At 60.6% G+C, this 20,586-nt stretch carries 20 protein-coding genes; 1 reads left to right on the top strand and 19 read right to left on the bottom strand.

Annotated elements, in window-relative coordinates; all coding sequences use genetic code 11:
* Positions 1 to 2: 2 nt before the first annotated feature.
* The 3 genes from IB285_RS05510 to IB285_RS05500 all read right to left on the bottom strand — a co-directional run bounded on the left by IB285_RS05510 (position 3) and on the right by IB285_RS05500 (position 2,612).
* Complete coding sequence (locus IB285_RS05510; RefSeq protein ID WP_190787232.1) at positions 3 to 962, bottom strand: hypothetical protein; 960 nt, start codon at positions 960 to 962, stop codon at positions 3 to 5.
* A 40-nt stretch (positions 963 to 1,002) separates the two neighbouring features.
* Positions 1,003 to 2,199: a hypothetical protein gene (locus tag IB285_RS05505; RefSeq protein ID WP_190787231.1), complete on the bottom strand. Its 1,197-nt coding sequence runs from the start codon at positions 2,197 to 2,199 to the stop codon at positions 1,003 to 1,005.
* 113 nt (positions 2,200 to 2,312) lie between these two features.
* Positions 2,313 to 2,612, bottom strand: a complete 300-nt coding sequence (locus tag IB285_RS05500) for an Hpt domain-containing protein (protein ID WP_190787230.1) — start codon at positions 2,610 to 2,612, stop codon at positions 2,313 to 2,315.
* Positions 2,613 to 2,754: 142 nt separating this feature from the next.
* Here IB285_RS05500 and IB285_RS05495 point away from each other — a divergent pair, with 142 nt between their 5' ends.
* Positions 2,755 to 5,235, top strand: a complete 2,481-nt coding sequence (locus IB285_RS05495) for an ATPase (RefSeq protein WP_190787229.1) — start codon at positions 2,755 to 2,757, stop codon at positions 5,233 to 5,235.
* On the opposite strand, the gene IB285_RS05490 is transcribed toward IB285_RS05495, so the two are convergent.
* Genes IB285_RS05490 through IB285_RS05415 form a run of 16 tightly spaced genes read right to left on the bottom strand, consistent with a single transcriptional unit; the run spans position 5,232 to position 20,501 of the window.
* On the bottom strand, positions 5,232 to 5,522 hold the full coding sequence (locus tag IB285_RS05490) for a DUF1467 family protein (RefSeq protein WP_190787228.1): 291 nt from the start codon (positions 5,520 to 5,522) through the stop codon (positions 5,232 to 5,234). The genes IB285_RS05495 and IB285_RS05490 overlap by 4 nt on opposite strands.
* Complete coding sequence (locus IB285_RS05485) at positions 5,522 to 7,189, bottom strand: ribonuclease J (RefSeq protein ID WP_190787227.1); 1,668 nt, start codon at positions 7,187 to 7,189, stop codon at positions 5,522 to 5,524. The genes IB285_RS05490 and IB285_RS05485 overlap by 1 nt, the downstream gene beginning before the upstream one ends.
* 33 nt (positions 7,190 to 7,222) lie before the next feature.
* Positions 7,223 to 8,014 carry a type III pantothenate kinase gene (locus IB285_RS05480; RefSeq protein ID WP_190787226.1) on the bottom strand — a complete coding sequence of 264 codons (792 nt, stop codon included), beginning with the start codon at positions 8,012 to 8,014 and terminating at the stop codon, positions 7,223 to 7,225.
* A gap of 12 nt (positions 8,015 to 8,026) precedes the next feature.
* Entirely contained in the window at positions 8,027 to 8,737 is a 711-nt protein-coding gene (locus tag IB285_RS05475; protein WP_190787225.1) for a biotin--[acetyl-CoA-carboxylase] ligase, read from the bottom strand.
* Between the two features lie 10 nt (positions 8,738 to 8,747).
* Positions 8,748 to 10,226 carry an NADH-quinone oxidoreductase subunit NuoN gene (gene nuoN, locus IB285_RS05470; protein WP_190787224.1) on the bottom strand — a complete coding sequence of 493 codons (1,479 nt, stop codon included), beginning with the start codon at positions 10,224 to 10,226 and terminating at the stop codon, positions 8,748 to 8,750.
* Positions 10,226 to 11,764 (bottom strand): NADH-quinone oxidoreductase subunit M, encoded by a 1,539-nt coding sequence (locus tag IB285_RS05465; protein ID WP_190787223.1) that lies wholly within the window; start codon positions 11,762 to 11,764, stop codon positions 10,226 to 10,228. Before IB285_RS05465 ends, nuoN begins: the two co-directional genes overlap by 1 nt.
* Positions 11,764 to 13,773 (bottom strand): NADH-quinone oxidoreductase subunit L, encoded by a 2,010-nt coding sequence (gene nuoL / locus IB285_RS05460; RefSeq protein WP_190787222.1) that lies wholly within the window; start codon positions 13,771 to 13,773, stop codon positions 11,764 to 11,766. The genes IB285_RS05465 and nuoL overlap by 1 nt, the downstream gene beginning before the upstream one ends.
* Before the next feature lie 6 nt (positions 13,774 to 13,779).
* Positions 13,780 to 14,085 (bottom strand): NADH-quinone oxidoreductase subunit NuoK, encoded by a 306-nt coding sequence (gene nuoK / locus IB285_RS05455; RefSeq protein WP_190787221.1) that lies wholly within the window; start codon positions 14,083 to 14,085, stop codon positions 13,780 to 13,782.
* A complete protein-coding gene (locus IB285_RS05450) occupies positions 14,082 to 14,705 on the bottom strand; it encodes an NADH-quinone oxidoreductase subunit J (protein WP_190787220.1) in 624 nt (207 codons plus the stop codon). Before IB285_RS05450 ends, nuoK begins: the two co-directional genes overlap by 4 nt.
* Positions 14,706 to 14,750: 45 nt before the next feature.
* Positions 14,751 to 15,239 (bottom strand): NADH-quinone oxidoreductase subunit NuoI, encoded by a 489-nt coding sequence (gene nuoI / locus IB285_RS05445; RefSeq protein ID WP_190787219.1) that lies wholly within the window; start codon positions 15,237 to 15,239, stop codon positions 14,751 to 14,753.
* Positions 15,236 to 16,282, bottom strand: coding sequence for an NADH-quinone oxidoreductase subunit NuoH (gene nuoH / locus IB285_RS05440; protein WP_190787218.1), 1,047 nt, complete (start codon positions 16,280 to 16,282; stop codon positions 15,236 to 15,238). The genes nuoI and nuoH overlap by 4 nt, the downstream gene beginning before the upstream one ends.
* Positions 16,279 to 16,554: a hypothetical protein gene (locus IB285_RS05435; RefSeq protein ID WP_190787217.1), complete on the bottom strand. Its 276-nt coding sequence runs from the start codon at positions 16,552 to 16,554 to the stop codon at positions 16,279 to 16,281. Before IB285_RS05435 ends, nuoH begins: the two co-directional genes overlap by 4 nt.
* A complete protein-coding gene (gene nuoG, locus IB285_RS05430; RefSeq protein ID WP_190787216.1) occupies positions 16,551 to 18,569 on the bottom strand; it encodes an NADH-quinone oxidoreductase subunit NuoG in 2,019 nt (672 codons plus the stop codon). The genes IB285_RS05435 and nuoG overlap by 4 nt, the downstream gene beginning before the upstream one ends.
* On the bottom strand, positions 18,570 to 19,034 hold the full coding sequence (locus IB285_RS05425) for a DUF3291 domain-containing protein (RefSeq protein ID WP_190787215.1): 465 nt from the start codon (positions 19,032 to 19,034) through the stop codon (positions 18,570 to 18,572).
* Positions 19,034 to 20,326, bottom strand: coding sequence for an NADH-quinone oxidoreductase subunit NuoF (nuoF, locus tag IB285_RS05420; RefSeq protein ID WP_190787214.1), 1,293 nt, complete (start codon positions 20,324 to 20,326; stop codon positions 19,034 to 19,036). The genes IB285_RS05425 and nuoF overlap by 1 nt, the downstream gene beginning before the upstream one ends.
* The gene (locus IB285_RS05415) at positions 20,313 to 20,501 is read right to left on the bottom strand and encodes a hypothetical protein (protein WP_190787213.1); all 189 of its coding nucleotides are present in this window, start codon (positions 20,499 to 20,501) and stop codon (positions 20,313 to 20,315) included. Before IB285_RS05415 ends, nuoF begins: the two co-directional genes overlap by 14 nt.
* Between the last annotated feature and the right edge of the window lie 85 nt (positions 20,502 to 20,586).

Here is a 20,586-nt window from a genome sequence, read left to right as displayed (position 1 = left end):
AGTCACCCAGCGTCCCGCGCATTGGAATTGTTTAGCAGGATACTGGCCCGTTCTGGGGCAATTGCTTCGATTTCGCTCGGAAGCCGCTCTGCCGGATGGAGCAGTTCGAATTGAGCCTTTATCGCGGAGCTGCCGAGGCCCGCTGCGCGCAAGCTGAGCGCCAGACGCGCGGCCTGATGCTCATGGCAGGCGAGCACAGCCAGTTCGCGCGGCTGCTTGCCGAGCGCCGAAAGCGCGCTCGCGAAGAGAGCGAAACCGGCGTGATCAAGCTGAAGGGCAGCGATTGCACCTCCGCGCATCGCCGTGACCAATCTGGCGAGCAAGCCGATACGGCTCGCGCCCTCGTCGTATTTTGCCTTCAGGGATTTCACGGCCGGAGCCATGGCGGGATCATGCCGGTCATGCGCTTCCCACCTTTTCAAAATGGCATGGAACAGCTCTGCCGGAAGCTCGGCCAGAGGCAGGTCCATGCGCCGCTGGCTCTGTACGAACCGGGACTGCGCGGCGAGCGTGTTCATCGCAAGCTCTGCGGTTGCAGCATTGTCCGACGCGATCAATTCCTGCAGCAGCGGGCTCAGGATCGGATCAATGGAGGAGCGCTGCTCGAACTTCTCGGCAAGATGCCCTTCCATCGCCATCGCGTAGCAATAGCTGAGCACAACGCTGTCGCTGGCCAGACGATCGGACAGCAGATCCAGCTCGGCGTTGTCCGCCTCGGCCTTCCGCGCTGGATCTTTCGCCGCGAGCAATTGCGTAGAGAGCGAAGCAAGCATCCCGCGCAGCCTTGCGACGATGGCGTCGCTTACGAGCGATTGCCCCGAACTTGCGAGCATATGCGACAGGACAGGCGGGACGCTGCGCAGCGCCCGATCGCCGCGGGTCAGCTCATCCTTCAGGATGGCTTCCACACTCGGTATCCTCGCCCCGCTTTCGCTGCCCAGATCTGATGCAGTCTTGCCCATTCAACTGCCCTTATACCGGTTTGGTTAAGGCCGCGTTAGCTTAGTCTCGCGCCGTGCGCAGCATCACCTGAGACAAAGCGGCGAGCGAAAGGATCGCGAGACCTTCCGTGAGCAAGCCGCCAAAAGCGCATATGGCCAGAAACGCAAGATTCAGCGTCCTATCTTCCCAGAAAGCACTGACGAGCGGCCTACTGTCCTTGCTGGCAAGTGTAGTGAGGCCGATGGCCAGAACCGGAAGCGCCAGAAGCGCTAGGCGACCCGCTTCTTGCGAGACCGCCAGAATGAGAAGCGCAGTCGTAGCAATGGAACACAACACTCTGATAATATGCGGTTTTGAGTGCTCATTTTGCGACGCAAGGATCGCCGACTTAAGCCTCTCCCAGCGGGCGCCCAGACTGAAAAGAAACGTTGCAAGTGCAGCTACGATCAGGGCCGCGCCCGCCAACTCGTTCCATGCGATGACTCCGGCAACGCCAAGCAATGCCGCCCCGCCCGCCACTAATGCCATTCCCCCGCGCGCCAGACCGAACGAGGCAGCTTTCTGGACGATTTGCGAAGCCAGAGCATCGAAGGGCGCGGTCCAATTGGCCTTTGGGGAGTGCTTCTCGATAATCCCGCGCTGATGCGCGTCGACCGCAGACGCGCTGGTCGCCATCAGCCAATCAACGGTATCCAACTGTTCCACAGGCAGCGGCACCATCGGTGTGCGAGCCTGAAGTGCAATTCTGAGAAGCAAAGAGAGGAATTCGCCGTCCGGAGGAAGCTCACCGAGCCTCTGCGCAATCGTGGCCTGAAGGACCGCTATCCCGGCCCAGTTGCGGGTCGCATCGATCCGCTCGAAATCTTCCGGGAGGCTCCGAGCAAGTTCATGGTCAGCGGGAACCGTCAGGATACCCTTGGATGTGCCCGCCGGCGACGTGAGCAGTTCGCCGCAAATGTCGTCGTTCGCCACCAGGCCGTCCGCCATCACAATCAGCAGATCGTCGGAGTGCAGCTGCGCAATCAGCTGGGCATGCGTCCGAACAGCGTGAAATTCGCCGCCCAGTACCTCGACATGCTCACGAAGTTGCGCCACCCCTTCATCGGCATGTTCATGCAGGCAGATGAATCTCTGACAGCCTAATTTGCGCACGGTTTCGGCCTGCCAGACCAGCAGGGAACGCCCGTTCAGCGTCAAACCCGCACGCAGATCACCGGTATTGGTGCGTTTGCGTGCCGACAGGACTGCGGTGATCAAGCTCAGGACCTTTCCAATGAGGCTCCCTCGCTACGCGTGTTGCAACGCCGCGTTCAAGCGCAAGCGGTGCGATTTGCCGTGATTTCGTCGTGAGTAGACGCGAAAAGCGCGTGTCAGCCCGAAAATCGGCCCAGCACGTCCTCGATATCCCGGATCGCTGCAGGTTCCCCTGGTGCAGAGGCGAGCGCGTTTTCGGCGGCCGTCAGCAGGTCCTGTGCATGGAAACTCGCAGCCAACCCCTTGAGGCGCATCGCGGCAACGTTCCAGTTGCCATCGCAACGCGACCGCTTGAGCAGATCAAGCTGTTTGCTCGCACTCTCGTAAAACGCGCCGCGAAGCTCCCGAATCAGTGCAGGGTCATCACCCGCCGCAGCGGCGAGATTCGCATCGAGGGCGCCGTTTTCATAAGCCATATCGTGCGGCTTAAACGCCGTAAGGTTAAAGCAGGGTTTATCCAGACGAATCCTGTGATATCTTGTTGAGATGACCGGAGGAAATCACCCCATTCGCGCCGTCGGCCCAGAGCCTGATGGCAGTGCCGCCGAAATCGAGGAAGTGAGCACGACTGCTTCCTATGAGGACGCCGAATTCTATCCTGAAATGGAAGACGAGGCGTATGACCATTACGAAGAGATGACCGAGCCAGCGCGCTATGGCTGGATAGTCCCGGCGCTCGCTATCACGGCGGTTCTGGGTTGGACCGGGCTTTACGGATGGGCGATGCGCGCCGAATTGCTGGCCGCGCCCCAGACACCGCCTGCCCAGTGGGTGCGCTGGATCATCGACTGGTCGGTTCCCGTGCTGCTTATCGGGATCGCGTGGCTGATCGCGATGCGCAACTCCCGCTCGGAAGCGCGGCGGTTCGCCGATACTGCTGCGATGCTTAGTCATGAGAGCGCGCGATTGGAAAGCCGCCTCAATGTGGTGAACCGCGAGCTTAGCGTTGCGCGGGAATTCCTTGGCGCTCAGTCGCTTGAACTGGAATCGCTTGGCCGCATCGCCAGCGAGAAAATCTCTGCCCACGCTGCAGAACTGCAAGACCTGATCACCACCAATGGCGAGCAGGTCGATCGGATCGGAACCACAAGCGAGGCTGCACTGTCCAACATGACAAAGCTGCGCGACGATTTGCCCGTCGTGGCCAATTCCGCGCGTGACGTGTCGAACCAAGTCGGCAATGCCGGTCGTACCGCACACGAGCAGGTCGAGAAGCTCATTGGCGGCTTTCAGAGATTGAACGAATTCGGATCGGCAAGCGAAGTCCAGGTGAACGCACTGGGCAAACGCGTGGGCGAAACGCTGTCGGTCTTCGAAACCCAGCTTTCGATGATCGAAGCGCTGGTCACGAACCGTTTCGAGACGCTTCAAGCGCAAACCGAAGCCTATCGCGGCGAGATCGAAAGCTCCGAGAAAACCGCTTTGGGCGCGCTGAGTGAGCGCATCACCCTGTTGCAGGCCGAGACGAAAGCGGTTTCGACCAAGCTTCGCGACGCCGAAGTCGCCGCAATGGAGCAATTGCATCAATCGAAAGAGCGCTTACACGACGAAGTCGGCATGACGGTGGAATCGCTCGACAAGCTCGATCAACACGCTCTTGCAGCGGCAAAGCGCCGGGTCGAAGAGCTACGGGACGAAGCAAGCCGTTTCGACGACATGCTTGCGCAGCGTGATCAGCGCTTCAACGAAGAAATGGAGCGCAGGCAGGCCGATTTCGATACTCGTGAGGCGCAGGCCAGCGAAGTGCTGGCGCAGCGACTTGCCGAGCTAGACGAAGCGATCGCAACCAGGCGCGAGGCGCAATCGGTCGAGACGGCGAAACTTGTGGCCCACAGCCAGGAAATGTCCGAGCAGCTCGACAGGCTCGGTTCGCTCATCAGCGACATTGGCAAGCAGGGCGACGAAACGCGCTCGACCCTCAGCCTCGGCATGCGCGAATTGGACGAGCAGCTCGCCAAGAAGCGCGAAGCCCTTTCGGAAACCGAGGCTCAGCTTACCGTCCTTACCGATGCGGGCATCCGCCTGCTCGAAATCATCCAGTCTGGCGCGAAGCACAGCCGCGAGGATCTTCCCCAGGCAATCGGCGTCGCTGCAGGTGATCTTGGCAATGTCGAACAGCGCGCAGAGGCGCTCAGCAGCGCAATCATGCGGACCAGCCAGCAGAGCAACGATATTGGCGACTATCTGGTGAAAACGCAGGAGGCGTTGAGCGAAACCGATTCCTCGATCGACGCGCTGCAATCGAAGCTGAACGAGCAAAGCGAAGATACGCTCGCGAAATTGCAAGGCCTGCGCGCTGGCTTTGCCAAGCTCTCCAGCGAAGGCGATACCTTTGGTGAAAAAACGCAGGAGACGCTTCGCGAGGCTCTGAACAGCCTGGAAACGGCAACCCGGTCGGCCTTCACTGCCTTGGACGAAGGCGCCCGCGAAAAGGTGGCCAGCCTTGCAGATACTATCAGCGAGGACGCCGTCGAAGCACTCGAGCGGTCGCTGCGCAATAATAGCGCCGAAACTATCGGCAAGCTTGAACAGGCCGCCGCTCATGCGTCGGGCGTCGGGCGCGAAGCCACCGTGCAGCTGCGCGATCAGCTGGCCAAGGTGAACGAGCTGACCGGCAACCTCGAACAGCGTGTAACGCGCGCCCGCGAACTAGCCGAGGAGCAGGTCAACAATGACTTTGCGCGCCGGATGGCTTTGATCACCGACAGCCTGAACTCCAATGCGATCGATATCACCGGCGCCTTGTCGCAGGATGTGACCGACACTGCATGGGATGCGTACCTGAAGGGGGATCGAGGCATATTCACGCGCCGTGCGGTTCGCTTGATCGACAATGGGGAAGCGCGCGAAATCGCCGAACTTTATCAGAACGACGACGCGTTCAAGGGCAACGTCAGCCGCTACATTCACGACTTCGAACAGATGCTGCGATCGATGCTGTCGACACGCGACGGGAACGCTCTTGGAGTGACGCTTCTGGGCTCGGATATGGGCAAGCTGTACGTCGTGCTCGCCCAGGCTATCGAACGCTTCCGCTAATCGCGCGGTCCCAGTTGGGTTGGCGGTTCGGGGAGGATGTCGAAGGTGTCCACCCCAACCCAGCCATATTCGTAATTGAGCACGAAGATGGTTGTAAGCACGCTGGCGATGATCGTCGCCCGGATGGCCAGTTTGCCCGGCCTGAAGCTGACCGGCGCGCTTTCGGCCTGCCCTGGCACTGTATCGACGCCCGCTTCATCGGCGGTGCGCACGCCAAATGGCAGCATGATGAACGCTGTCATCACCCAGATGAGGAAGTAGATCGCAAGGATCGACGTCCATTCCATCAGCGGCGGCCTTCCTTGATCCGGCCCGGCATGATAACCCGCACCTGCGGGCTCTTCCCGGACCACCGGCGGGCTGCGCGCCGCGCTGCGAGCCGGGCCGCTTCATGAACTGCGGCGGGATCCTGCGCGCTCTTGCCTTTCAACTTGCCAATCGCTTTCAGAATATCGTCCTGTGTTTCCGCGATGAAATCCGGCATGTCTTCGTCCAGCGGCAGGCCGATCGCCTCGATTGCAGGCGCCTCTCCGCGATAGAGCACGACGACGATCGCGCCTTCGTGAGCAACCCGGCGGCGCATAGTGACCGCTTCGCCATCGGCCGGAGTGATTATGTCGCCATCAAGGACAAGTCGTCCGCTGCGAACCTGCGCCAAACGTCCCGGCTCTCCGGGCGCAAGGCGCACGATGTCGCCGTTCGACTGGACGATGTTATGCGGAATGCCGCTCGCCTTGCCGACGCGCGCCTGTTCGCGCATGTGACGGATCTCGCCGTGCACAGGAACCAGCACCTCTGGTTTGAGCCAGTCATACAGCGCTTCGAGTTCCGGGCGCCCCGGATGGCCCGACACATGAATGCCCGCCTGCCGATCGGTCACCATCGTGACCCCGCGAGCGGCCAGCATGTTCTGAATTTTGCCGATCGCGATCTCGTTACCCGGGATCTGGCGTGAGGAGAAAAGCACGACATCTCCTCCGGTCAGCTCGATCGGATGGCTATCGTCGGCGATGCGGGAGAGCGCGGCGCGCGGCTCGCCCTGCCCGCCGGTGGCCAGGATAAGCACCTCGCCGCGCGGCAGGCGCATCGCCGTGTCGAAATCGACCGATTCGGGGAAGTCCTCGAGATAACCGTTATCCTGGGCGACCTCGATGATGCGATCGAGGGAACGACCAGCAACGCAGACCTGCCGTCCGGTCTCGCGCGCGACTTCGCCAAGGGTCTGGAGGCGCGCGACATTGCTGGCGAAGGTGGTGACTAGCACACGCTTCCCGCTGTGCCTCGCGACCTCTTCCATCAGCGCCTGATGCACGGCCCCTTCGGAGCCTGAGGGATTAGGATTAAAGACGTTGGTCGAATCGCACACGAGCGCGCGAACGCCCTCGGCGCCGATCTCCCGCAACTCTTCCTCGGTAGTGGGTTCGCCGATGATCGGCTCTTCATCGAGCTTCCAGTCGCCGGTGTGGAATACCCGTCCGTACGGCGTATCGATCAGCAGTGCGTTACCCTCGGCAATCGAATGCGCGAGCGGAATGTAGGTGACCGAGAAGGGGCCGATATCCAGGTGCCCGTGGTCTTCCTCAATGATGTTGAGCTCGACCTTGCCGAGCAATCCCGCCTCGTCGAGCTTGCGCGCAACCAGATCGGCGGTGAACGGCGTCGCGTAAAGCGGCACGCCGAGTTCTTCCGCAAAGTACGGCACTGCCCCGATATGGTCTTCATGCGCGTGGGTCAGCACGATGCCCAGCAGGTCGCGCGTCCGCTCCTCGATAAATTCGAGATCGGCAAAGACGAGGTCGACACCGGGATATTCGTTGCCGGAAAAGGTCATGCCCAGATCGACCATGAGCCATTTGCCGTCGCAGCCATACAGATTGACGTTCATGCCAATCTCTCCGGAGCCGCCGAGGGCGAGGAGAAGCAGTTCGTTCTCGGGTTTGAAGTTCTTTTTCACTTAGCAATGTAAATCTTTGTATTTGAGTGATAATCAGTTCGATGCTTGCTCAGCCAGAATGGCGAGGCCCTCAATCGTGAGGTCCGCATCGACGTAATCGAAAATGTCGGTCGCATCGTTGAACAATATCGCGAGGCCGCCTGTGGCGACGACCTTTGCAGGTCTGCCGATTTCGGCTCGCATCCGTTCAACAATGCCTTCCATCATGGCGACGTAGCCCCAGAACACACCGATCAGCATCTGGTCCTCAGTGTTGCGTCCGATAACGCTTTTCGAGGCCGGCGCGCGGATCGCGATGCGCGGAAGCTTCGCCGTCTTTCCCACCAACGCATCGAGGGAGAGGTTGATCCCCGGTGCGATGGAGCCGCCTTTATACGTGCCGTTGAAGTCGATCGCTTCGAATTTGGTCGCGGTGCCGAAATCGATCACGATCAGGTCTCCGCCATATTTGCGGTGCGCGGCGAGTATATTCAAGGCCCGGTCCGCACCCAGCGAGCTGGGCTGATCGACATCGATCTCAAACTGCCACGCTGCCTTGCCCTCGCCTGCTTTGAGCGGGGTGATCCCGAAATATTTCTGCGCAAGGACCGAAAGGTTGTGGTCTGCGCGCGGTACGACCGAGGCGTACACAATCTGCGTGATCTCGTCGCGCCCCACCCCTTCGATCGAAAGCAGTTGCAGCAGCCAGACCGCGTATTCATCGCCCGTCCGCCGCGGGTCGCTCGCGATGCGCCAACGTGCGCGCGCATCGAAGCCGCCCTTCCCGTTCGGTTCGAACAGCGCAAAGACGACATTGGTGTTTCCTACATCGGCGGCGAGCAGCATGTCGGCCTCTCCTTAGCTTATGTCACCAGCGCGAATGACACGTTCCGCGCCGTCCGCCAAGCGGAGGCGGAGCGCTCCGTCGCTTTCCTCTAACCCGGCAAAGGTGCCCTCCACGAACTCGCCGTCCGCGTCGTGCACCCGGATCGGTGCTCCTTGAGAGTGGATCGACAATGCCAGAAAGCGTTCGAGCATGTCGGAAAGGCTGGTGTCACGCCACGATTGGAGCTCACGCGCGAATACTCTAGCCAAGTCGTCGGCAAAGTCCCTCAGCGGCGGGGGTTTGACGAAATCGGCGATGGCGACAATCCGGCGCTCAGCCAGATCAGGCGCTTGCGCAAGGTTGACGCCGATCCCCACGACGACATGCTCCGCGACCATTTCCAGCAGGATTCCCGACAGCTTCGCGCCTTCCAGCATGACGTCATTCGGCCATTTGAGCTGGACGTTTGCACCATCGCCCACGGCATCGCTGGCGGCCTCGAAAACCGACAAGGCCGCCACGAACGAAAGCGTTGCCGGGGGCTTATCGCCAGCCTTGATCGCGACAACAGTGGAGCCCATGAAATTGCCCGAGCCGTCGAACCATTCGCGGCCCTGACGCCCCCGGCCGGCATTTTGCCGCTCCGCAACGAGCCAACTGCCTTCATTTACTCTCTCGCCCGCTCTGACAGCAGCCGCGAGATCGGCGTTGGTCGACCCCGTTTCCTCGACGAAAGTGATCAAACCGCCCAAATCAGACGGCAAGGAACAGCGCCGCTGCAGCCTTGTCGGCCAGATCGGTAAGCGATGGCGTGAGCAGGTATCCGAGCGGCGAGATGATCGCCGCGGTCAGGAACAGCAGCACCCAATGCGCCGTTCCGCTCGATCCCTTCACCACGTCAGCGGGTTCATCGAAGAACATCACCTTGACGAACTTGATGTAATAGAACGCGCCGATGACGCTCGCGGCGATGGCGATGGCGCCGAACGCGATCAGGCCGGCCTCGACGGTCGCTTGGAACACCACAAACTTGCTGTAAAAACCGAGCAGCGGTGGGATCCCTGCGAGGCTGAACATGAAAAGCAGCAGGCACCAGGCAATCGCTGGCTGGGTGACCGAAAGCCCGCGAATGTCACCGAAGGTTTCGAACAGTTCACCCTCTTCGCTCCGGAGCATCAGCAGCGCTGTAAACCCGCCGAGGCTCATCGCCACGTAGATAAAGAGATAGACCAGCATGGCGCTTGCCCCCGCTTCGTTCGCAACGGCGAGGCCGAGCAGGATGAAGCCGACGTTGTTGATTGATGAGTAGGCGAGCAGCCGCTTCAGGTTTTCCTGCCCGATCGCCCCGAGCGCGCCGAAGATGATCGATGCAAGCGCGGTGAACATCACGATCTGCTGCCAGGCCGTCACCTGCGCTCCGAACACTTCGAACACGACGCGGGCCGTGAGCGCGACAGCAGCGACTTTGGGCGCGGTGGCAAAGAACATCGTCACCGGCGTGGGCGCGCCTTCGTAGACATCCGGCGTCCACATGTGGAACGGCACCGCCGCTATCTTGAACGCGAGGCCCGCCAGAACGAAAATCAATCCTAACAGGGCGCCGATCGCCAGCTCACCTGTCAATCCGGCGCGCACGGTCGCGAAGTCGGTGCCGCCGGTGAAACCGTAAAGCAGGCTCATACCATAAAGCAGAATGCCCGATGCGAGCGCGCCAAGGACAAAGTATTTGAGGCCTGCCTCAGCCGAGCGTGTGTCACGCCTAAGGATCGCCGCGAGCACATACGAAGCCAGACTGTTCAGCTCGAGCCCGAGGTAAAGCGTCATGAAATCGGCCGCCGAAACCATGATGTTCATGCCGAGCGCCGCGAACAGGATCAGGACAGGGTATTCGGATCGCAGGCCGCGTTCCTGACCGGCAGCAGCCGAGTTGAAGAAGGCAGGCGCGATCATCAGACAGGCGATTGCAGCGAGATAGATCAGCGCCTTTGCAAACAGCGCGAAGCTATCGACCCGCATCAATCCGCCGAACGCAATTGTTTCGGGACCGTCGGTTCCAAAGTGCAGGCCAGGCACCAGCATGAAGCCCGCGCCGAACAGCGCAGCAGCCGCTGCGATGGCGACGAAGCGCGCGGCTTTGTCACCGCCCCAGGCTGCGACCATCAGCAGCGCGAGCCCCGCGCCGGTCAGCAGCAGTTCCGGCGCGATCAGCGCAAAGGAAGGAGCAAAATCCATCAGTGCTCTCCCCCCTGATGCGCAATGGCGTTGGCAGCTTCGGTCCGCGCAGGTCCATCGGCCAGCTGGCTGTCATCTGCAGGAGCAGCCGACGCGATACGAGCGTCGAGTGCGGCAATGTCAGCGCGCATGGGCGCGAGGAAGCTTTCTGGATAGACGCCCATCCACAAAACAGCAGCCGCGATTGGCGCCATCATCGCCCACTCGCGGGCGCTGATATCCGGCATGGCCGCCGCATCTTCGTTTGTCTGCGCACCGAAAGCGACGCGCCGATAAAGGTACAGCATGTAAGCAGCGCCCAGAATGATGCCGGTGGTGCAAACGAAGGCCACCCAGGTGGAGGTCTGATAAATCCCGGCAAGCGCGAGGAATTCTCCGATGAAGTTGCTCGTCCCCGGAAGGCCAACGCTCGCCATGATGAACAGCAGGAAGAAGAGCGCGTAATACGGCATGTTGATGCTGAGCCCGCCATAACGGTCGATCTCACGGGTATGCAGCCGGTCGTAGATCACACCGACACACAGGAAGAGCGCGCCCGAAACAAGACCGTGGCCGAGCATGATCATCATCGCACCTTCGAGACCCTGCACGTTGAATGCGAACAGCCCTGCCGTGACCAGCGCCATGTGCGCGACGGAAGAATAGGCGATCAGTTTCTTCATGTCCTGCTGCACCAGCGCGACGAGCGAGGTGTAGACCACCGCAACCATCGACAATGCGAAGATCAGCCAGGCGAGCTCGCCCGAAGCCTCGGGAAACATCGGCAGGCTGAAGCGGATGAACCCATACCCGCCGAGCTTCAGCAGCACGCCTGCGAGTATTACGGATCCCGCGGTCGGTGCCTGAACGTGCGCGTCAGGCAACCAGGTGTGGACCGGCCACATCGGCATCTTCACCGCGAAACTCGCGAAGAAGGCGAGGAATAGCCAGAACTGCGCGCCCGCCGGGAAATCGTACTGCATCAGTGTTGGAATGTCGGAAGTGCCAGCCTCGCCCACCATCCAGAACATCGCGATCAGCATCAGCACCGATCCGAGCAGCGTGTAGAGGAAGAATTTGTAGCTAGCGTAGATGCGATTATCGCCGCCCCACACACCGATGATGAGGTACATCGGGATCAGCCCGGCCTCGAAGAAGATGTAGAACAGGAAGAGGTCCTGAGCAGCGAACACGCCGATCATCAGCACTTCCATGAACAGGAAGGCGCTCATGTATTCGCCGACACGCTTGGTGATCGAAGTCCAGCTGGCGAGGATGCAGATCGGCATAAGGAAAACGCTGAGCATGATCAGCATCAGGGCGATCCCGTCTATCCCGAGAGCATACGAAAAGCCCTCGAACAATTCGGCCCGTTCCGTAAACTGCCACTGCGCTCCGCCGATGTCGTAATTTACCCATAGCAGGACGCCGAGCGCGAAAGTCGCAAGCGTCGCTGCGAGCGCGACGCCGCGCGCGGCCGCTCCACCGATGAACAGGCAGAGGATTGCGCCCACGAGAGGCACCAGCATCATCGTGGTGAGGATCGGAAAGCCGTCCATTAGAGGAGAACCCAGGTAATAGCCGCGATCAGGCCGAGCAGCATGATCAACGCGTAGGTGTAGAGATAGCCCGACTGGATCGTCTTCGCCGCGCCCGAGCTGCGCTCGACCACCCATGCGATGCCGTTGGGGCCGAAGCGGTCGATCGTGCCGATGTCGCCCAGTTTCCAGAACTGGCGGCCCAGCCAGAAGGCCGGCTTCACGAAGATGCGATCATAGAGCTCGTCGAAATACCACTTGTTGTAAACGAAGCGGTGCAGCCATCCGAAGTTCTCGACGAATTTCGCCGGAATGTCGGGCTTTGCAATGTAGGCGATGTAGGCGCAGATAAAGCCCGCAATCATGACGGTCGTCGCGGTCAGCTTCACCCAGAGCGGCACGGCGTGCAGCGCATGGACGAGGTATTCGTTGAAGAAGATCGAAGCGCCCCAGAACGCACCGTTTACGGCATCCGCCGACCCATCGATGAACGGATACTTGTAGATGTATCCGGCAAGCACCGCGCCCACTGTCAGCAGCAGCAACGGGATCAGCATCGACCACGGGCTTTCATGCGGGTGGTATCCGCCGGTCGTATCCGCGCCTGCCTCCTCGGGCGTTTTGTGGACGGAGTGCTGGATATGCTCGCTCTCGATCCAGCGCGGCTTGCCCCAGAAGGTGAGGAACATCAGCCGCCAGCTGTAGAAGCTGGTGAGTAGCGCCGCGACCGCACCCGCCCAGAAGGCGAATTGCGAAATGCCGGTGCCGCGCGCCCATGCCGCCTCGAGAATAGCGTCTTTCGAATAGAAGCCCGCAAAGCCGAACACGCCCAATACGCCGACGCCGGTGATCGCAAGCGTGCCCGCCATCATCGCCCAGAAGGTGATCGGGATTTTCTTACGCAAGTCGCCGTAATAGCGCATGTCCTGTTCGTGATGCATCGCGTGGATGACCGAACCTGCGCCGAGGAACAGCAGCGCTTTGAAGAAAGCGTGCGTGAACAGGTGGAACATCGCGACGCCATACGCTCCGACGCCCGCTGCAAAGAACATGTAGCCAAGCTGCGAGCACGTCGAATAGGCGATGACGCGCTTGATGTCCCACTGCGTCGTGCCGATGGTTGCCGCGAAGAAGCACGTCGCCGCGCCCACCACGGTCACGATCGCCAGCGCCGTCGGCGCGGTCTCGAACATCGGCGAGAGGCGGCACACCATGAACACGCCGGCGGTCACCATGGTCGCTGCGTGGATCAGGGCCGAAACCGGCGTAGGGCCTTCCATCGCGTCCGGCAGCCAAGTGTGCAGGAACAGCTGCGCAGACTTCCCCATCGCTCCGATGAACAGCAGGATACACAGGATATCCATCGTATAGAGGCGCATGCCGAGGAAGCCGATGGTGGTTCCGGACATCGCTGGCGCGGCTTCGAGGATTTCGGTGATCGACGTCGTCTGGAACACCAGGAACGTGCCGAAGATGCCGAGTATGAAGCCAAGGTCGCCCACGCGGTTCACTACGAAAGCCTTGATCGCGGCGGCGCCTGCGCTCGGTTTCTTGAACCAGAAACCGATCAGCAGGTACGAGGCGAGCCCCACCCCTTCCCAACCGAAGAACATCTGGACGAGATTGTCGGCCGTCACCAGCATCAGCATCGCGAAGGTGAAAAGCGACAGGTAGGCGAAGAAGCGCGGCTGATCCGGGTCTTCCTCCATGTACCCCCACGAATAGAGGTGCACGAGCGCGGAAACGCTGTTGATGACGACAAGCATGACGGCGGTCAGCGCATCGACGCGCAGCGCCCAATCGAACGTCATGTCGCCCGATTGTACCCATTTGAGCACCGGCACGACTTCGGCAGTCGCACTCCCGCTCAGAAAGCCGAGGAAAATCGGCCAGCTCAGCGCCGCCGAAACGAACAGAGCGCCGGTGGTGATCGACTTCGCAAAGACGCTCGGCGCATTCTTGTTCACCAGCCCAGCCACGATAGACGCGAGCAGGGGCAGGAATACGATGATGAGGATCTGGGTCTGCACCGGTGCTTATCCCTTCATCCGGTTCACATCGTCGACCGCGATGGTGCCGCGGCCGCGGAAATAGATGACGAGTATCGCGAGCCCGATGGCCGCTTCCGCCGCAGCGACAGTCAGCACCAGCATGGCAAAGACCTGACCGACCAGATCATCCATGAACGCGCTGAACGCGACGAGGTTGATGTTCACCGCGAGCAGGATGAGCTCGACCGCCATCAGGATAACGATCACGTTCTTGCGGTTGAGGAAGATACCCAGCACGCCCAGCACGAACAGGATCGCGCCCACGACGAGGTAGTGCTCTACGCCGATCACAACTCTACCCCCTGCCCGACTTCCGGGTTTTTCATGACAGTTGCCTCGTGCGGGCGGCGGGCGATCTGCTTACCGACATTCTGGCGGCCACGCGCACCCGGCTTCGGTGGCTGGAAGGTCAGCACGATTGCGCCGATCATCGCCACGAGCAGGATGATCCCGGCGACTTCGAACAGCAGGATATACCGGCCATAAAGGAGCCCGCCGATCGCCTCGATATTACTCTGCCCTACGCCCTGCGTCGCCGCACCGTCAGGTGTGCCGAGCTCCAGCCCGCCAGCATTGTAAGCGCCAATGCCCAGCAGCAGTTCTGCGAGGAGGATTGCCGCAATCGCGATGCCCAGCGGGAAGTTCTTGATGAAGCCAGCACGCATCGCCGCAAAATCGATGTCGAGCATCATCACGACGAACAGGAACAGCACCGCGACCGCGCCGACGTAAACGATCACCAGCAGCATCGCGATGAATTCCGCGCCGACAAGGACCATGAGGCCCGCAGCGTTGAAGAAGGCGAGGATCAGCCACAGAACGCTGTGCACCGGGTTGCGCGACATGATGACCATGACGGCGCTTGCGATGACCAGACCTGCGAACAGGTAGAATGCTAATGCTTGAATCATGATCCCTGTTTTTCCGTCCCGCCATTATCTGGCTTGGGCGCGCCCTTAACGATAGGGCGCGTCGGCTTCAAGATTGGCTGCGATGGCCCGTTCCCATTTGTCACCATTCGCAAGCAGCTTGGCCTTGTCATAGAGCAGCTCCTCGCGGGTTTCGGTGGCGTATTCGAAGTTCGGCCCTTCGACGATTGCATCGACGGGGCAGGCTTCCTGGCAGAACCCGCAATAGATGCACTTTGTCATGTCGATGTCGTAGCGCGTCGTGCGGCGGCTCCCGTCTTCGCGCGGCTCGCTCTCGATCGTGATAGCCTGCGCGGGGCAGACGGCTTCGCACAGCTTGCACGCGATGCAGCGTTCTTCGCCGTTCGGATAACGGCGAAGCGCATGCTCTCCGCGAAAGCGCGGGCTGAGCGGTGATTTCTCGAACGGGTAGTTGATCGTCACCTTGGGCTTGAAGAAGTACTTCAAAGTCAGCGCATGCGCTTTCAGGAATTCGAACAGCGTGAACGATTTAAGGAGCTGTGTTGCGGTGGTCATGAGAAATGCCCTGTGGCCATCAGGTAGCCGGAGATTAGTGCGACAAAAATCAGGCTCATCGGCAGGAACACTTTCCAGCCAAGCCGCATCAGCTGGTCATAGCGGTACCGCGGAACGGTCGCCCAGATCCAGCTGAAGAGGAAAAAGAAGAAGAACGTCTTCACCAGGAACCACACGATCCCCGGCACATAATAGAGCGGCGCCCACTCGATCGGTGGCAGCCAACCGCCCATGAACAGCAGCGTGCAGAGCGAGCACATCAGCAGGATGTTCGCATACTCGCCGAGCCAGAACAGCGCGAAGCTCATGCTGGAATACTCGGTCTGATACCCGGCGACGAGCTCGGATTCCGCCTCGGTCAGGTCAAACGGCGCACGCGCGGTTTCTGCGAGCGCAGAGATGAAGAACACCACAAACATCGGGAACAGCAGCGGATTGACGAAGAAGCCGTTGATGAAGCCGAGGCCGTGCCCCTTCTGCGCCATCACGATGCCGCTCATGTTGAATGTACCCGCGAACAGCACCACGCAGACCAGCACGAAACCGATCGACACCTCGTAGGAGATCATCTGTGCGGCGGCGCGCATGGCGGAGAAGAACGGGTATTTGGAGTTCGACGCCCACCCGCTCATGACCACGCCGTACACACCGAGCGAGGAGATCGCGAGGATGTAGAGCAGGCCGACATTGATGTCCGACACCACCACGCCTGCATCGAACGGGATCACGGCCCACGCGGCGAGCGCCACCGTGAAGGTGATGATCGGCGCGAGCAGGAAAATGCCCTTGTTTGCAGCGCTTGGGATGATGGTTTCCTGCAGGAAGACCTTGAGCCCGTCGGCGAAGGATTGGAGCAAACCGAAAGGTCCGACCACATTCGGACCGCGCCGCATCATGATCGCGCCCAGCACCTTGCGGTCGACATAGATCACCATCGCGACGCTGAACATGACGAGCAGCGAGATCGTGATGATCCCGACCAGCGTTGCCACCGTCCAGGCCCACTCATAGGAGAGGCCGAGGTTCTGGAAGAATTCGGTCACGCTTCCGGACCTTTCATCTTGTCAAAAATTGCTATCAGAAGGTGTATGAAAGCACCGCTAGATACCAAGTAGGCAGCCTCGGTAATGCCCCAATAAACAGCGGTTGAGCGCGCAACAAATCGTGCTTTCTCGAACGGTCCGACTGAATCAGCGTAGGCATATGTCGCCTCCACCAAACTGATTTCGTTGTATATACGCCAAAGACCCGCAAGCACTGCGAAAGTGTAGAACGCGTAAGGTAGCCGACGCAGAAGAATCGGAAGCTCAGTCATTCCGCAGCTTCCTTGATTTCATCTGCGTGAAGCAACTCAGCCGAACACTGCTGCATCACCGCACTTGCGCGTGCGATGGGGTTCGTGAGGTAGAAATCCGCGATGGGATAGGTGCTGATCGTACCTTCCGCCTTCCCGTTCGCATCTGCCTCGGGCAGCGCGCCATAATCGGCGAGGCCCTCTTCACCCAGCGCGGGCACTGCGGCGATCATCTTGCCCTGAAGCTCAGTGAAGCTGTCGAACCCGACATTTACACCCAGTGCATCCGCGAGCGCGCGCAGGATCGTCCAGTCTTCACGCGCATCGCCCGGCGCGAACACAGCCTTTTCGGCGAACTGCACACGCCCTTCGGTGTTGACGTAGGTCCCGTCTTTTTCGGCATAGCTGGCCGCGGGCAGGATGATGTCGGCCGCATGCGCGCCGCGATCGCCGTGATGACCGATATATACCTTCAGGCTGTCGGCGAAGGGTTCGTAGTCCATTTCGTCCGCGCCGATGCTGAGCAGCACCTTGGGCGCCTTCGCCGCGATGTCCGCCATTCCGCCCGGCACGGTAAAACCGAGCATAAGCGAGCCCATACGCGCAGCGCTCATGTGCAGCACGTTGAAGCCGTTCCACCCATCTTTGACGAGCCCGAACTTGTCGACCAGCTTCAATGCCGGTGCCAGCGCCCCCTTGGACAAAGCCGCTCCGCCCAGGATCACCGCCGGACGCTCGGCCGCCTTCATCGCATCGCCAAGAGCCTTGGGCACCCGGTTCAAAACCTTCAGGTCTTCGCCGAGGAATTCAGCCGGATAGGTAGTCTCCCATTCCGGCCCAACGACGAACACCTTCGCCCCGGCCTTCACGGCCTTGCGAATACGGGCGTTCACCAGAGCCGCTTCCCAGCGGATGTGCGAACCCACGATCAGGATTGCGTCGGCAGTCTCGATGCCGGCCAGCGTCGAATTGAAGTTCACCGCGGCGATATTGCTGACATCATACGTCATGCCGGTCTGGCGCGCTTCGATTTGGGTCGATCCGCACGCCTTCAGCAGGCTCTTGGCGGCAAACATGGTTTCGCAATCGACCATGTCACCTGCCACTGCGGCGATGCTGGATTTCGCCGTGCCGAGCTGCGCCGCAACGGCGTCAAACGCTTCGTTCCATGCCACGGGCTGCAGCTTGCCACCTTTCCGCATGAAAACTTTGTCGAGACGGCGCTTCGACAGACCATCGACCTGGTAGCGGCCTTTGTCCGACAGCCATTCCTCGTTGACGTCATCGTTGATGCGGGGGAGCGCGCGCATGACTTCGCGGCCCTTCGAATGCAGCGAAATATTGGCGCCAACCGCGTCCGACACGTCGATACTGAGTGTCCGCTTCAGCTCCCACGGACGCGCCTCGAAGGCGTAGGGCCGCGACGTCAAAGCGCCGACCGGGCACAGGTCGATCACGTTCGCGCTCAGCTCATGTGCCGCGGCCTGTTCCAGATAGGTCGTGATCTGCATATCCTCGCCGCGATAGAGCGCGCCGATTTCGTCCACGCCCGCGATCTCTTCCGAGAAGCGCACGCAGCGGGTGCAGTGGATGCAGCGGGTCATGATCGTCTTGATCAGCGGTCCCATATACTTCTCGGTCACGGCGCGCTTGTTCTCGCGCTCATAACGCGAACCGCCGCGGCCATAGGCCACCGCCTGGTCCTGCAGATCGCACTCGCCGCCCTGATCACAAATCGGGCAATCGAGCGGGTGGTTGATGAGGAGAAACTCCATCACCCCTTCGCGCGCCTTCTTCACCATCGGCGTGTCGGTGCGGATTTCCTGATTGTCGGCAGCAGGCAGCGCGCAGGAGGCCTGCGGCTTGGGCGGACCCGGCTTCACTTCGACGAGGCACATGCGGCAATTGCCCGCGATGCTCAGGCGCTCATGATAGCAGAAACGCGGGATTTCCTTACCCGCAAGCTCGCAAGCCTGAAGGACAGTGGCCCCTGCCGGGACTTCGATTTCTTCGCCGTCTACGGTGACTTTAGGCATTTAATTTCCTACCGCACATCGGACCGCGCTCATGCGCTCGGCATCCATAATTGGCTCCCAGCCAAATGCGCGCTCCGTAGCGCCATTCTGCTGGTAATCCTGAAGGCGTTCCCACGCTTCGTCGAGCGTCGGCTCATGCCCCTCAGGCACGTACCAGAAGACAAGGTGCGCTTCATGAGCTGCCTCGAACCATTTGTCTTTTCCGCGATAGAACTTTTCATGAAGCGTGCTGAAGACGAAGTGCTCCAAGGAAGCAGCATCTCCCCATACCGACAGATTGACCGCCATATCATCGCCAATGCGGAAACTGGTAGCGTTGTTGCTGTCGTCTTTGAGCCGCCAGACAAATCCCGGGCTGCGCTCGGCAATGCCGTTCACAAGATCAAGGTTGTCCATGAAGCCAGCCATGCGCGGATCGTCGGTCGGGAATTTGAAACGACCAATGTTGAGTTCGGCGATATGCATCACTCCGCCGCCTCCGCGAATTGTGCGTTATGATCGTGGATGCGCTTCTCCAGCTCTGGGCGGAAATGCCGGATGAGGCCCTGAATCGGCCATGCAGCCGCGTCGCCTAGGGCACAGATAGTGTGGCCCTCGACCTGCTTGGTCACCTCTTGCAGCATGTCGATTTCTTCGATTGCCGCATCGCCGGTGCGCAGGCGCTCCATCATGCGCCACATCCAGCCCGTGCCCTCGCGGCACGGCGTGCACTGGCCGCAGCTTTCATGCTTGTAGAAGTAGCTGATGCGGCTGATCGCGCGGACGATATCGGTGGACTTGTCCATGACGATGACCGCCGCGGTGCCGAGGCCGGAACCAAGCTCTTTCAGCCCGTCAAAGTCCATCGGGGCGTCCATGATTTGCTCGGCCGGAACCAGCGGGACCGAGGAGCCTCCGGGGATCACCGCCAGGAGGTTATCCCACCCGCCGCGAATGCCGCCGCAATGCTTCTCGATCAGCTCGCGGAAGGGAATGCTCATTTCCTCTTCGACGACGCAGGGTTTGTCGACATGGCCGCTGATCTGGAACAGCTTGGTGCCGTGATTGCCCTCGCGCCCGAAGCTCGCAAACCAGTCACCGCCGCGCCTTAGGATCGTGGGCACAACCGCGATACTCTCGACATTGTTCACGGTGGTCGGGCAGCCGTAGAGCCCCGCGCCTGCCGGGAACGGCGGTTTGAGGCGCGGCTGACCTTTCTTGCCTTCAAGGCTTTCGATCATCGCGGTCTCTTCGCCGCAGATATAGGCGCCTGCGCCGCGATGCATGAAGACGTCGAAGTCGTAGCCCGAGCCGCTGGCATCCTTGCCGATCAAACCCGCATCGTATGCTTCGTCTATAGCTTTCTGGAGCGTCTCAGCCTCGCGGATATATTCACCACGGATATAAATGTAGGCCGCACGCGCACGCATCGCGAAGCCGGCGACGAGCGCGCCTTCGATCAGCTTGTGCGGATCGTGGCGGATGATCTCGCGATCCTTGCACGAACCTGGCTCGGATTCGTCGGCATTGATGACTAGAAAACTTGGCCGACCGTCCTTGCTCTCTTTTGGCATGAACGACCATTTAAGACCGGTGGGAAAACCCGCCCCGCCCCGCCCGCGCAGGCCGGACGTCTTGATCTCTTCGATGATCGCATCCTGGCCGCGCTCGATCAGCGCCTTAGTGTTGTCCCAATCGCCGCGCGCCTGCGCTGCATTCAGACCCCAATCCTGAAAGCCATAAACATTGGTGAAGATGCGGTCCTTATCGGCGAGCATCGTGCTGATCCTTCAATCTTGCCTGCCGCAATTGGCGCAGGCACAATACCTGGAACATCAGTCCCAAGGCCATCATCATGACACCGGTCCGGTGATCTCCGGTCGCGGCGAGATAGGCGCCCACGAAGAAGCCGAAGATGCCCGCAACGGCAAGAACGAGCGTGCCGCCGCTCATTGATCGTCTCCTCCGGTCTCATCACGATTGGCTGAGACAGCGATAAAGACCGCCGAAAGGGCGATGAAAACGCTTCCAAGTGCGA

Origin of the sequence: Erythrobacter rubeus, from assembly GCF_014705715.1 — a bacterium.
GTDB classification, from domain to species: domain Bacteria; phylum Pseudomonadota; class Alphaproteobacteria; order Sphingomonadales; family Sphingomonadaceae; genus Erythrobacter; species Erythrobacter rubeus.
This window is presented reverse-complemented; position numbering and strand designations above follow the sequence as displayed.